A 14,310-nucleotide genomic window follows, 5' to 3' on the forward strand; every position below is an offset into this window, starting at 1 on the left:
GGTTCATGGCGTCCGTTCGAGCGCTAATCGTGTCCGCTATTCAGCTAACGCAACCGCCGGTACTTCTTGAAAATCCGCGCCTCTCAATAGCGGCTATCCGCTTGTTCAACGACAGTCATTGCCGTCCTTATTGAGCTTCGTCAGACGCATTAGCGGAATTAAATGACCGCACCACCGCGTTAGCAAAAAGCTGCTGTTCCACGCCAGACGGTGTTGCCGTCACCATCGATTACGCAAACCACCGTTGACTTCTGCAATACATCGAGACCCACATACGTTTCCAAGGCAGCCTCCATCGTGAGCCGGAGACGCAATTACAGCATGTGATTCGCGTGAATGCCTTCGCGCTCCATGAGTGCGTGCAACCGCCGGTAGCCGAACTGCGGGCGCTCATCCGCCAGCTCCACCAAGCGTGCCGTCAGCGCTTCATTCTCGTGGTCGGGCTTCGATTCGTAATGCAACACGCTGCGAGATAGCCCAACAAGCCTGCAGGTGCCGCCCTCCGAGATGTTGACCTTCTCCCGAATCGACGCTACTGCTTCGCGCTTGGCTTGCGGGCTCAGGGCCTTCCCTTGACGACAATCTTCCGCGCTTCCATATCGAGCATCGCTTCAGCCAGCAGCTTTTTCAGCCGAGCGTTCTCCGTCTCGAGGTCCTTCAGTCGGCGCGCTTCCGAAACCTTCATGCCGCCGAACTTCGCGCGCCAAGCGTAGAGCGACGCGTCACTGAAGCTGTGTTTCCTACACAGTTCCTTTACCGGCATGCCGGCCTCGGCTTCCTTCAGAAACCCGATGTTTTGCCCTTCCGTAAAGCGCTTCTTCATGTTCGCCTTCTTCTCCGAAAACGAACGGGTTCTGACCGGCCCGGTTTGCTGGGGGCAGGTCACTCGTTCGAAAGCAGGGCCCCGTTTCTGCGACGCTTCCACCGTCGCGTTGAACAGATCCGTCACCGCGTCGAATTCCAGTAGCCGATCCCGGTTCTTGCTGAATACCGAGTGGCTCCACACCTCATCCTCAATCGTCAGGCCTACGAACCACCTGAACAGCAGGTTGTACGAGATCTGCTCGACCAGTTGCCGCTCGCTGCGGATGCTGTACAGCACCTGCAACAGCATCGCCCGCATCAGCTTCTCAGGCGCGATACTCGGCCGGCCTCCCTTCACGTCGACTTCGTACATCGCCGAGAACTTCGCGTCCATCTTCGACAGTGCTTCGTCCAGCCACATCCGGATCTGGCGCAGCGGATGCGCCTGCGGAACAAATTCCTCCAGCCTCACCGTGCTGAACAACGACTCGTTGTAGCCGTCCGCGCCTCGCATCCGCCTGCTCTTCCTCGATCTCGGGAACCTACATCGTGCAGGACGGACCGAGGTATTTCAACGGTCTGCTAACGGCCATCGTCGTTCTTCCGTTCGCAATGAACCGAAACCCGCAACCAGTTGCGAGGCAAGACCAGATTTAATCCGGTGCAATTTGGGAAAAATCCCAGATTTTCAATCGCGGACATTTGCTATCTTTTTGAAACGGTCCTGTCGGGTCGTTCAAATTTCGCACCGCCATTTCCAGGAAATGGCCACCCTGCGTGCATTTCAATCAATGCCGCGAGCTGCGCTTCACTATAGGCAGTATTTCCGATTTGCCATTGGTCGAGTTTCGTCGATTGGTGTCGCGGTTAAGGATGCAAGGTTGACGGCGCTCATTTGGAGTGGTTCTCATGAAGCACATAGTTTCAACGAGCAACGGATCTCTCGATAGCCGGGCCCGGATCGTCGCGTTCCCGTTCGCGGGCGGCAGCGACACCAGCTACGCCGACATCGCGCGCAAACTCGGCGACGTATTCGCTTTCACGACGCTCAGCCTGCCCGGTCGCGGCGCGACCCAGCACATCCCGTTCTACGACGACTGGCCGTCTCTCGTCGACGCGCTAACGACCGAGATCGCGCGGCTCGACGACGGAGCGCCGCTGTTCCTGTTCGGCCACAGCCTCGGCGCACTGCTCGCCTACGAAGTGGCGCGCGAGCTCGAGCAGCGCGGCGGCGTGCAGCCGGCCGGCGTCTTCCTGTCGGGCCATCCCGCGCCGTCGCGCGAACGCGCAACCGACGCGTGGTGTCAGCAGACGCACGCGCTGCCCGACGCCGGCTTCGTCGAAGCCGTGCGGCGCTGGGGCTTCTTCCCAGACGCCGTGCTCGACGATCCCGACCTCGCCCGCTACGTTCTCCCGCCGCTGCGGGCCGACCTGCGACTCGCGGAAATCTATCGGCACGCGCGCGGCGGCGTGCTGCGCACGCCCTGCGCGATCTACGGCGGCGCCGCCGACCCGAGCACGACCATCGACGACCTGCGCGCATGGCGCGCGCACGTTTCGCCGCAGTATGCCTGCCCGGTCGAATCGTTCGACGGCAACCACTTCTATTTTCTGGAACCGTCAACCCGCGCGGCGCTGTGCGCAAGCGTCACCGGTCACATCGAGCAGTGGCTCGCAGAACGCCCCGCGTCAATCGTCGCGGCAGCGCCCGACGCGAACACGCGCGTCGCCGCGTGCCTGCGCGCGGTCGACGATTGGGGCGATGCGCAGTCGGTGCTCGCCGCGATTCGCGAGAAGGTCGTGCGCATGCCCGATGCGCTCGCGCTGAAGGACGGCGAGCGCGAGTGGACTTACCGGCAACTCGCGTCGCATGCGGTCGAGCTCGCCGACGCGTTTCGCGCGGCAGGCGTCGGCCGGCAGGACGTCGTCGGCGTCTTGCTGCCGCACGGCGCCGAGTACGTGCTGACGATCGTCGCCGCATGGTCGATCGGCGCATCGGTGTGCCTGCTCGAGACGAGCTGGCCGGATTCGCTCGTCGGCGAATTCGTCGCGAGCTGCCGCGTCGCGCAGATCGCGACGAGCCCCGCGCTGCTCGCGCGCGCGACCAGGCATCTGCCCGACGCGCGCTGCACGCTCGTCGGCGACCGGCCATCGCATGCGGAGCGCGAATGGACACCCGTCGCGGCGCGCCGCGACGACATCGCGTTCGTGTCGCTGACCAGCGGCTCGACCGGCAAGCCGAAGGCCGTCCTCACGACGCACGTCGGCACGAGCTACTGCTTCCACGCGCGCGACGCACTGTACCCCTACGCCGACGGCGAACGCGAAGGCCTCAACGTGTTTCTCGCATGGGAATGCCTGCGGCCGCTGATGTTCGGCCACCCGGCCATCGTGATCGGCGACGACGTGATCGTCGATCCGCCCAGGCTCGTCGCGCTGCTGCGCGAGGAACGCATCACGCGGCTCGTCGTCACGCCGTCGCTGCTCGAAAGCGTGCTCGATTTCCCCGGCATCGCTGCGCAGCTGCGCGACGCACTCGCGCACATGTCCGCGTGGTTCCTGATGGGCGAAGTCGTGCCGCAGCGCGTTGTCGACAAGGCTCGCGCGGCGTTTCCGCCGTCGGTGAGGCTCGTCAACGCGTATAGCACGTGGGAAAGCCTCGACGTCTGCTACGCCGATCTGCTGCCGGCACGCGCCGACTCCGGCAGCCAGCGCGTGCCGATCGGCCGGCCGCTGCCCGGCTGTGCGCTCGCGGTGCTCGACGAAGCGGGACGCGCAGTGCCGGCGGGCGAGACGGGCGAGCTTTACATCGCGTCGCCCAGCCTCGGCCCCGGCTATCTCGACGATGCGGCCCGCACCGCCGAGAAATTCCTGCCGTCCGTGCGCGCGCTCGCCGAGCGCGGCCACGACGCGCCCGTCTACCGGACGGGCGACCGCGCGCGGCTGCTGCCGGATGGCCAGATCGCGATCCTCGGCCGCATCGACAACACGGTGAAGATCCGCGGCTTCAAGGTGCTGCTGCACGCGATCGAAAATGTGCTCGACGCGGTCGACGGCGTCAGCAAGTCGCTCGTCGTGCCGATCGACGATCCGCACACGCGGCAACCGGCGACGCTCGCCGCCTATGTCGTCGGCGTCGACGGTGCGCCGTCCGATACAACGCTTGCGCGGCTGCGCCAGCAAGCGTGCGCAAAGCTGCCCGAATACGCGGTGCCTGCGCATTTCATCGGCCTCGACGCGTTTCCGCTGCGCGCAGGCACGTCGCGCAAGCTCGACAAGCATGCGCTGCCTGCGCCGAGCGCCACGACAACCGCCTCGCACGACGCCGCGGCGCCCGTCGCGGGCGACGGGCTCGAGGCGCGGCTCGCGGACGTCTGGCGCGACGTGCTCGGCGTCGCGTCGGTCGCGCGCGACGATCACTTCTTCGAGCTCGGCGGCAATTCGCTGAGCGCCGCAAAGGCGGTCGGCTTGCTCGGCGAGCGGCTCGGGCTGACGCTCGCCGTCGTCGATCTGTATCAGCACAGCCGACTGCAGGATCTCGCCGACTACTGCCGCCGCTCGCGAGACGCCGCCGCGCGCCCGCGCGTGGACGACGCCCGTACACCGCACGCCGAGCGTGCTGCATCGGCCGCCGACGCGCCGAAAGTCGCGATCGTCGGCATGTCCGGACGCTTCCCCGGCGCGGACTCGATCGACACGTTCTGGCGCAACCTGACGGAAGGCGTCGACAGCCTGTCGCGCTTCACGCGCGAACAGCTGCTCGCGAAGGGGGTCGACGCCGCGCAGCTCGATCATCCGGACTGGGTGTCGGCCGCGCAGGTCGTCGGCGACGCGGACAAGTTCGACGCGCTGTTCTTCGGCATCGGCCCGCGCGAAGCGGTGCTGATGGACCCGCAGCACCGGCTCTTCATGGAAGTCACGTGGACCGCGCTCGAACAGGCGGGCTACGCGCGCAGCGACAATCGCTATCGCACGCGCACCGGCGTATTCGCGAGCTGCGGGATCGACGGCTATCTCGTCCATCACCTGCAAGGCGGCGGGCTGCTCACCCCGCTCGATCCGGGCCGCCTGATGCTCACCGAGATCGGCAACGAGAAGGACTACATCGCGACGCGCGTCGCGTACCAGCTCGATCTCGGCGGGCCCGCAGTGTCGGTCGGCGCCGCCTGCAGCAGCGCGCTCGTCGCGGTCGCGCAGGCCGTGCAGGCGATCCGCGCCGGCCAATGCGAGATGGCGATCGCGGGTGCGTCCGCACTGTCGTTCCCGAACTTCGGCTTCTGCTACGAGGACGGCCTCGTCGGCAGCGCCGACGGCCACGTGCGGCCGCTCGACGCGCGCGCGAGCGGCACGCTGTTCGGCGACGCCGTCGGCGCGGTCGTGCTGAAGCGCCTCGATCTCGCCGAAGCGGACGGCGATCCGATCCTCGCGGTGATCTCGGGCATCGGGCTGTCGAACGACGGCCGGATGAAGGCGGGCTACACCGCGCCGAATGCGGACGCGCAGCGGCGCTGCATCGTCGATGCGCTCGACATGGCGGGCGTGCGCTCCGAGCAGATTTCGTACGTCGAGTGCCATGCGACCGCCACGCTGATCGGCGACGCGATCGAGCTGAAGGGACTGTCCGACGCGTTCGCGCAGACGCGCAGCGACGACGCGCCTGTTGCGGGCAGATGCGCGATCGGCTGCGTGAAAGGCAACATCGGCCATGCAAACTGCGCGGCCGGCATCACCGGGCTCATCAAGACCGTGCTGCAGCTTCAGCACCGGCAGCGCGTGCCGACCGTGCATCTCGACACGCTCAACCCGAAGCTCGTGCCGTTCGTCGGGCACGATGCGTCGCCGTTCGTCGTGCAACGTGACGTCGACGACTGGGCGGTCGCCGATCCGGCGACGCAATTGCCGCGGCGCGCCGGCGTGTCGAGCTTCGGGATCGGCGGCACGAACGCGCACGTGATCGTCGAGGAAGCGCCCGCGCGCACCGCCGCGCCTGCTGACGGCGTGCCGCGCGCGCGCCACCTGATGACCGCATCGGCACGCACGCCGGGCGCGCTCGCACGCAACCTGCGCGCGCTCGCCGAGCACGTCGCGACGACGGACGCCGCCGAGCTCGGATGCGCGGCATATACGCTGCACGTCGCGCGCGAAGCGCATCCGCTGCGGGTCGCGCTCGCCGTGCCCGCACAGCCGGCCGAAGCGGCCGCCGCGCTCCGGGAACGCGCCAGCGCGCTCGACGAAGCGCTTGCCGACGCGCTCGACGCACCCGGCGCTGCCGTTCGCGCGAAGCCCGCCGCGACCGTCGCGTTCTGCTTCTCCGGCCAGGGCTCGCAGCATCCGGGCATGGCGGGCGAGCTGTATCGATCGAATGCGGAAGCTGGCCGCTTCCGCCATCACTTCGACGCCGCGTGCGCGGCGCTCGAACGCGCGATCGGCGCGCCGATCGCGGACGCGATCCTGAACGCCGACGACGACGCGATGCGCCGTCCGCTCGTCACGCAATGCGGGCTGTTCGCGGTCGAGCACGCGCTCGCGGCGGTGCTTGGCGAGTACGGCGTGCGGCCCGTCGTGGTCGCGGGACACAGCATCGGCCAATACGCGGCCGCCGTCGCCGCCGAGGCGCTCACGCTCGATCAGGCGGCCGCGCTCGTCGCGGCGCGCGCGAGCGCGACCAACGCATTGACGACGTTCGCCGCCGCCGACGGCACACACACGCGCGGCGGCATGCTCGCCGTGACGGGCGACGAAGCGCGTATCGAGCAGTGGGCCGCGCAGCGCACCGATCTCTGGATCGCGGTGCGCCACGCGCCAGGCACGCTCGTACTCGCGGGCGTCGAACCGGCGCTCGCCGACGCCGCACGCGCGCTCGCCGCGCTCGATTGCCGATGCCGGCCGGTGCCGGTGTCGCACCCTTTCCATACACCGCTGATGCAATCCGTCGCCGATGCGCTCGCCGCGCAGCGCATCGACGGCGCGACGCCGCGGATTCCGATGACGTGCAACGTGTCGGGCGGCTGGCTCGGTGCCGACGCCGCATCGGCCGCCTACTGGGCGCGCCATCTGCTCGAGCCGGTGCGCTGGTCGGACAACGTAGCCGCACTGCTGCGCTGGCAGCCCGACGTCGTGCTCGAAATCGGCCCCGGCGCCGTGCTGTGCGGCCTGATCAGCAAGCATCTCGCCGCGACAGCGGACGCGGATGCCGGCGCCCCGGCGATGCACGCGCCGCGCGTGCTGCCGTCGCTGCCCGCCGCGCGCAGCGAAGCGAACGATGCCGAGCACTTCTGCAACATGATCGGCGAGTTGTGGAGCGCGGGCGTGCCGATCGACTGGCGCGCGTATCACGCGCACGAGGCCGCGTCGCCCGGCCGCGCACTCGCGCGCGCGCCGCTGCCCGCGTATTCGTTCGAGCGGGACAGCTATTGGACCAGGCCGGAGGCGTCGATCTACGTCGATGCGGCGCCTGCTTCGGTCGAAGCAGAAGCGTCGACGGGGACATGCTCCGACGAATGCGCGTGCGACGCCGCGTCCGCTTCCCTCATCGACCCGCCGCACGCCCTCGCGTCGCGCTGGCTCGCGCGACCCAGGCGGCGCCGCCGGCCGCGCATGAAGCTGTACTGCTTCCCGTACGCGGGCGGCAGCAGCCGCAGCTTCGACGGCTGGGCGCGCACCGCGCCCGCCTGGCTCGACATCGTCGCGATCGAATGGCCCGGCCGCAACGCGCGCGCCGACGAATCGCCCGCGCACGACGACGCCGCTGACCTCGCCGCGCGCGACGCGATCGCCGCCGCGATCGTCGCGGATGCGGGCGACCTGCCCGTTGCGTTCTGCGGCCTGAGCTACGGCGGCGCGGCCGCAACCGAGCTGCTGGCCGGGCCGCTGCGCGCATGGGCGGCGAGCGGCCGGGTGAAGGGGCTCGTCGTCGTCGGCCGTGCACCGCTCCTCGAGCAGCCCGCGATCGACGCGCCCGCGGACAGGTTCCTGCTCGTCCCCGATGCGCTGCGCGACGATCCGCTGTGGCAGGAAATCTTCCGGCCGGTGCTCGAAGCCGACCTCGACGCCGATACGCGCACCGCGCACCGGATCGCCCAACGCTGGCGCGACGGCGGTCGGCAGCCGCTGCTGACGATTCCGTTGCAGATTCACGGCGGCGAACACGATCCGGCGTTCGACTGGCGGCTCGCCGGCGACTGGGCGCGGATCTCGTCCGCGCCGCTCGCGAGCCGGCACGCGTATCCGGGCGGCCACGACTTCATGATGCGATGCGAAGCCGAGATCGTCGCACGCGTGGCCGCGTGGCTGCGGCCGCAGCGCGATGCGCGCACGACACCGCCCGCACCGACGTTCGCGCTGCATTGGCAGCCGAGCGCGCCGATCGCCGTGGATGCGACGAGCACCGCGCCAATGCCCGAGTGCGCGGTCTACACGACGGGCCGCGAAGCCGACGCGTTCGAATGGCTCGCGCCGCGCCTGTGCACGAGCGACGGCCACGCGGCGCTGCTGTGCATCGGCACGGCCGACGATCCGCTCGGCGTGGCGCAATGCGCGGGCTTCGTCAGGCTGTGGCAGGCGCTCGCCGCGCGCGAATGCACGGGCACGCTGACGCTCGTGCTGCCGGCCGGCGCGGTAAGCGGCTCGCTCGTCGGGGCGGCGCGAGTCGCGAGCGCCGAACATGCGGCGCTGCGCGTTAGGCTTGTGCTAGCCGACGATCATCCTGATCTCGCACCGCGCGCCGCCGATGCGCGCTGGGCCGCCGAACTCGCGCGCGACGCCGCACGCGTCGCGAACGAACCGTGGCTGCTGCGCCGCGCCGGGCGGATCTGCGTACCGCGCCTGTTGCCGCATGCGGCGCCGGCGTTGCCCGCCGGCGCGCTCGGCGCGGCGGGCGGCCCGTATCTGGTCACCGGCGCGACCGGTGGCATCGGCCGCGCACTGGTTGACTGGCTGATAGACGAGCAGCAGGTGCCGCCGGACCGGATCGTCGCGCTGTGCCGCGACGCCGCGTGCGCGCCGCGCGGCGTGCGCGCCATATCGGTCGATCTCGACGACCCGCGCGCGCTATACGCCTCGCTCGAATCGGTCGACGAAGTCGAAGGCATCTTCCATCTTGCCGGCGTGCTCGACGACGGCCTCATCGCGAATCTCGACGACGCGCGGCTGCGCCGCGTGCTCGCGCCGAAGCAGAGCCTCGCCGCATTGCTCGCGCACGCGCCGCGGTGGCGCACGCGCTGGACGGTCGCGTTCTCGTCGACGAGCGCGCTGCTCGGCGTGCCGGGTCAGGCCAATTACGCGGCCGCGAACGCGTGGCTCGATCAGCTCGCCTGCTGGCCCCCGCAGCCCGGAAAGCCCGGACAGCCGCCCGTGCTGAGCATCCAGTGGGGCAGCTGGGCTGAAGTCGGGATGAGCGCGCGCAACGACCGGGCGCTGCGTCGCGCGATCCAGGACGGCGAGCGCCCGCTCGCACCCGACGCTGCATTCGCGGCGCTCGGCGCGCTGCTCGCTGACGCGCTTGGTGGCGCGACGGCGGGACGCCAGTTCGCGGTCTGCGACGTCGATTGGGCGCGCTCACCGTGGCGCGACGCGCCGATCGTCGCCGAGATTGCCCGTCGCGACGCATGCGCCGCCGCGTCCGGCAATGCAGCCGTCATTCGCGTCGACGGCGGCCCGGACCCGGCATGCTCGACACGCCCGGCAAACGAACCCGCTCGCCCCCCAGACACGCGCGACCCCGTTCGCACGTTTCTCGAAGACTACGTGAGCCGATGGGACGAGCGGCTCGATCTCGCGACGCTCGGGCTCGATTCACTCGATCTCGCGCAGATGCGCAACGGCTTTTTCAAGAAATTCGGCGTGCAGATCCCGCTTTCGACGCTCGCCTCGCCGACGCTGCCGATCGGCGAGCTGGCGCGCCGGATGCGGAATCTCGCCGGCATCTCGGGCGAATAGGTCCGCCCTTCCCGTGGGCCGCACATTTAAACGCGGCCGCAATGAAGAGGTCGCCGGGCGCCCCCGCCCGGCGCACCCATCCAGTCAAGGAGAGCAGCATGACCATCACCCTCATCGAGCCCATCCAGCAATGCACGGGGATCTATCCGTCGTCCGACCTGATGGTCGAAAACGGCTACCCGTCGACCGACACGTTCCAGATCATCCAGACGCAGGACGGCCGAGGCGCGGGCGTCCGCGCGCTGAAGGCGTTCGCGCGCGGAAAGCGGATAGCGCGCGTGTCCGGGCAAGTCATCGCGTTCTGCAGGCTGCACACGCTGCAGATCAACGCCCACACGCACCTGTACGACCCGCATTTCAGCGGCTTGCTGCTGCATTCGTGCGATCCGAACGTGCGCCTCGACATGGCGGGCTTCGAGCTCTGGTCGCTGCGCGACATCGCGGCGAGCGAGATGCTGACGATGGACTACGCGTCGACCGAGGACGTGCTGATGCGCCAGTTCGAATGCCACTGCGGCGCGCCGAACTGCCGGCGCTGGATCACGGGCGCGAAGGAGCTGCCGAATGAACCCGGGCAGGCGTTCCTGGCCGGATTGCAGACGCAAACGCTCGTGTGAGCGGCGCGCGCTACCGCGCCTGCTTTGTCAACAGAATGGGGAAACGCTGTATGGATCGCTTCATCGAGCTGCAGGAAAACGACCCGCGCGAGGTGCCTGTTCGCGGCCGCGCCTACCTCGCCGGCGCCGACAGCCCACGCGTGCCGGCGACGATTCCTATCGCGAACGACCTGGCGCTCGGGCTCGCGCATGCCGCCCAAACGCCAGCCGAAGCGGCCGCACTCTGTCGCGACGCGATCGACGAACGGCTGCCCGCCACGGGCGCGCTGCTGTTCCGCAGGTTGCCGATTGCGGACCGCGCCGGCTTCGACGCGTTCATGCAGGCGCTCGGCTACGCGCCGCACGGCTACGACGGCGGCATCGCGGTGCGCGCGCGCGACGCGGGCTACGCACTCCTCGCGAGCCAGGAGGATCCGCGCATCACGATGGCGCCGCACAATGAAATGGCCTACCTGCCGAATCCGCCGCGCAAGGTGTTCTTCTTCTGTGCGGCCGCCGCGGACGCGGGCGGCGAAGTGCCGATCAACGACATCCGGCTCGCCGCCGGGCAGATCCCCGACGAGATTCTCGCGCGTTTCGAGCACAGGCGGATCGGCTATCACCGCTATCTACCGCGCGAATCAACGCCAACGCAAATCGGCTGGATGGACACGTTCGGCGTGCGCGACCGTGACGCGGTCGACGCGCTGATGCGCGACAAGGGCTACGACCACCGCTGGTTCGACGACGCGGGCCTCGGCTACGGCTACGTACACGACGCTTTCCTCGACGACCCCGCGGGCGGCGCGCCGCTGTGGTTCAACCAGGTGACGGAGCTGAACGCGTCGTACTGGCGCAGCCATCCGCTCTTCCCGTCCGACTGGGACGAAGCGCGCTATCCGGCGACGACGACGTACGGCGACGGCGAGCCGCTCGACCCCGAGCTCGTCACCGAGCTGCGCGCGGCACTCTGGCGCACATCGCGCGCGGTCTCGATGCGGCCGGGCGACGTGCTCGTGCTCGACAACATCTACGTGCAGCACGGTCGCTTCGCATTCTCCGGGCCGCGGCTGCATCTCGTTAGTCTGACCGACTGAGGTTTCAGATGGCATACCGAATCGAGTCCCCCGCCACGAGCGCGCAGCAGGACACACGCCATCTGCTGCACCCTTGGGCCGACCTGTCCGCGCTCGGCCGCGAAACGCCGACCGTCATTGTCGACGCGCACGGCACGCGCGTGACCGACGCCGAAGGCCGCACCTATCTCGACGCTATCGGCGGCATGTGGTGCGTGACGGTCGGCTACGGCCGGCGCGAGATCGCGGACGCGATCCGCGATCAGGCGCTGCGCATGCCGTTCTACACGCCGTTCGGCGCGATGACGAACGAACCGGCCGCCGCGCTGGGCGCGCGGCTCGCCGAACTCGCGCCCGGCGACCTGAAGCGCGTGCATCTGACCACCTGCGGCTCGACGGCGGTCGAATCGGCGCTGCGCTTCGCGCACTACTACTTCGGCGCGACCGGCCGCCCGCAGAAGCGCCGCATCGTCACGCGCCGCGACGCGTACCACGGCAGCACGTATCTCGCCGCGTCGGTGTCCGGAAAGGCGTGGGACCGCACGTGCTTCCACTACGACGACACGATCGTCCATCACTTGTCGTCGCCGAACCCGTACCGGCGGCCGGCCGGCATGAGCGTCGACGCATTCTGCGCGATGCTCGTCGACGAGTTCGATACGCTGGTCGCGACGCTCGGCGCCGATCGCATCGCCTGCTTCATCGCCGAGCCGATCCTCGCGTCGGGCGGCGTGATCGCGCCGCCGCCCGGCTACCTCGCGGCGATACGCGAGCGCTGCCGGAGGCACGACATCCTGTACATCTCCGACGAAGTCGTCACGGGCTTCGGCCGCGTCGGCCACTTCTTCGCGTCGCACGCACATTTCGGCATCGAGCCCGACATGATCGTCGTCGCGAAGGGGCTCACGTCCGGCTATCAGCCGCTCGGCGCGGTGCTGATCTCGGAGCGGCTCGTCGCTGCGGTGTCCGGCGAGCGCGCGTACGGCGACGGCGTGTTCACGAACGGCTTCACGTATTCGGGCCATCCGGTCGCCTGCGCGGCCGCGCTCGCGAACATCGACCTGATGGAGCGCGAGCGGATCTGCGAACACGTGCGCGACGTCGGCCCGTACTTCATTCGCCAGCTCGAAACGTTGCGGCGGTTCCCGATCGTCGGCGACGTGCGCGGCGATCACCTGATGGCATGCATCGAATGCACGAGCAGCGCAGGCGCGACGGGCGCGCTGCCGACGCCGGCGGACATCGCGATCGCCCAGCGCGTCGATCGCCATTGCGAAGAGATGGGCCTTCTCGTGCGGCCGTACGAGAGCATGTGCATCCTGTCGCCGCCCCTCACCGTAGCCCGCGCCGACATCGACGAAATCTGCGCGATTCTCGCGACGGCGCTCGAGCACACGCAGTGCGAGCTCGAGGAATCCGCACCCGTTCGCGAGGAAAACGAAACATGCTGATCGACGGCATCTGCATCGAGGGAAGCGGCGAGCCCCTTACGCTCATCGATCCGGCGACGGGCGAGCCGCTCGCGTCGCCCGCCGCCGCGAGCGTCACCGACGTCGAGCGCGCCGTCGCGGCGGCCGAAGCAGCGTTCCCCGCCTGGCGCGCGACGACGCCGCAGACGCGTGCGAGCCTGCTGCTCGCGCTCGCCGACGAGATCGAGCGGCAGGCGGACACGCTCGCGCGCATCGAAAGCCGCAACACCGGCAAGCCGCTCCATCTCGTCGTGCAGGACGAGCTGCCCGCCGTCGCCGACTGCTTCCGCTTCTATGCGGGTGCGGCGCGCACCGCGAGCGGGCCGTCCGCGGGCGAGTACGTCGCGGGCCACACGAGCATGGTGCGGCGCGATCCCGTCGGGGTCGTCGCGCAGATCGCTCCGTGGAACTACCCGCTGATGATGGCGGCGTGGAAGCTCGCGCCGGCGCTCGCGGCCGGCAACACGGTCGTGTTCAAGCCGTCGGAGTGGACGCCGCTGTCGATCGTCGCACTCGAAGCGACGCTCGCGCGTCTCTTTCCCGCGGGCGTCGTCAATGTCGTGCCCGGTGACGGCGCGACGGTCGGCCGCGCGCTTGCCGCGCATCCGCGCGTGCGGATGATCTCGCTGACGGGCTCGGTCGAAGCCGGCAAGTCCGTGCTCGCCACGGCGGCCGGCAACCTGAAGCGCACGCATCTCGAACTCGGCGGCAAGGCGCCCGTCCTCGTGTTCGACGACGCCGATCTCGACGCGGTCGTCGCCGGCATCCGCTACGCGGGCTTCTACAACGCCGGGCAGGACTGCACCGCGGCGACGCGGATCTATGCGCAGCGCGGCATCTACGACGCGCTCGCGCGGCGGCTCGCCGACGCGGCGCTCACGCTGCGCGTCGGCGCACCCGATCGCGCAGGCGTCGAGATGGGCCCGCTCGTCAGCACCGCGCATCGCGCGCGCGTCGAGCGCTTCGTGCAAGAAGCGGCCGCGCTACCGCACGCAACCGTGCTGTGCGGCGGCACGCCGCTCGACGGCCCCGGCTGCTACTACGCGCCGACGGTGATCGCCGGTGTGCGGCACGAAGACGCGCCGATGCGCCGCGAAGCGTTCGGCCCGGTCGTCACGCTGACGCCGTTCGACACCGAATCGCAGGTGCTGCGGTGGGCGAACGACTCCGAATACGGACTGGCGTCGTCGGTATGGACACGCGACGCGGCGCGCGGCATGCGGCTCGCCGCCTGCATCGAAGCGGGCGTCACGTGGGTGAACGCGCATTTCACCTACACGTCCGACATGCCGCACGGCGGGACCAAGCAGTCCGGATACGGCTCCGATCTGTCGACGCTCGGCCTCACCGACTACACGCAGCCGCGCCACGTGATGTGGCGGCAGTGACGCGCACGGCGCATCGCGCGGCGCGCGCCTTTTCGAACCC

General features: G+C 69.4%; 5 protein-coding genes and 2 pseudogenes. 5 read left to right on the forward strand and 2 right to left on the reverse strand.

All coding sequences use genetic code 11. The features are described from left to right. Positions 1-323: 323 nt before the first annotated feature. Positions 324-823, reverse strand: a pseudogene (locus ABIC50_RS05685) (transposase); the annotation flags it as partial. Positions 824-901: 78 nt separating this feature from the next. After that, a pseudogene (locus ABIC50_RS05690) lies at positions 902-1,318 on the reverse strand (transposase); the annotation flags it as partial. A gap of 395 nt (positions 1,319-1,713) precedes the next feature. Here ABIC50_RS05690 and ABIC50_RS05695 point away from each other — a divergent pair. From ABIC50_RS05695 to ABIC50_RS05715, 5 genes are all read left to right on the forward strand, one after another. Further along, positions 1,714-9,741, forward strand: coding sequence for a beta-ketoacyl synthase N-terminal-like domain-containing protein (locus ABIC50_RS05695; protein WP_354162241.1), 8,028 nt, complete (start codon positions 1,714-1,716; stop codon positions 9,739-9,741). 98 nt (positions 9,742-9,839) lie between these two features. Next, positions 9,840-10,358, forward strand: coding sequence for an SET domain-containing protein (locus ABIC50_RS05700; RefSeq protein WP_175742568.1), 519 nt, complete (start codon positions 9,840-9,842; stop codon positions 10,356-10,358). Positions 10,359-10,408: 50 nt separating this feature from the next. Continuing rightward, positions 10,409-11,434 carry a TauD/TfdA family dioxygenase gene (locus tag ABIC50_RS05705; RefSeq protein ID WP_175742570.1) on the forward strand — a complete coding sequence of 342 codons (1,026 nt, stop codon included), beginning with the start codon at positions 10,409-10,411 and terminating at the stop codon, positions 11,432-11,434. 8 nt (positions 11,435-11,442) lie between these two features. Next, positions 11,443-12,864 carry an aminotransferase gene (locus ABIC50_RS05710; protein WP_175742572.1) on the forward strand — a complete coding sequence of 474 codons (1,422 nt, stop codon included), beginning with the start codon at positions 11,443-11,445 and terminating at the stop codon, positions 12,862-12,864. After that, on the forward strand, positions 12,858-14,270 hold the full coding sequence (locus ABIC50_RS05715; RefSeq protein WP_175742574.1) for a gamma-aminobutyraldehyde dehydrogenase: 1,413 nt from the start codon (positions 12,858-12,860) through the stop codon (positions 14,268-14,270). Before ABIC50_RS05710 ends, ABIC50_RS05715 begins: the two co-directional genes overlap by 7 nt. Positions 14,271-14,310 lie beyond the last annotated feature (40 nt).

This window comes from Burkholderia sp. 567 (genome assembly GCF_040545115.1).
GTDB lineage: Bacteria > Pseudomonadota > Gammaproteobacteria > Burkholderiales > Burkholderiaceae > Burkholderia > Burkholderia ambifaria.

Coding starts and splice junctions, on each gene's coding strand:
- ABIC50_RS05695 (WP_354162241.1), top strand. CDS start 1,714: ATGAAGCACATAGTTTCAACGAGCAACGGATCTCTCGATAGCCGGGCC.
- ABIC50_RS05700 (WP_175742568.1), top strand. CDS start 9,840: ATGACCATCACCCTCATCGAGCCCATCCAGCAATGCACGGGGATCTAT.
- ABIC50_RS05705 (WP_175742570.1), top strand. CDS start 10,409: ATGGATCGCTTCATCGAGCTGCAGGAAAACGACCCGCGCGAGGTGCCT.
- ABIC50_RS05710 (WP_175742572.1), top strand. CDS start 11,443: ATGGCATACCGAATCGAGTCCCCCGCCACGAGCGCGCAGCAGGACACA.
- ABIC50_RS05715 (WP_175742574.1), top strand. CDS start 12,858: ATGCTGATCGACGGCATCTGCATCGAGGGAAGCGGCGAGCCCCTTACG.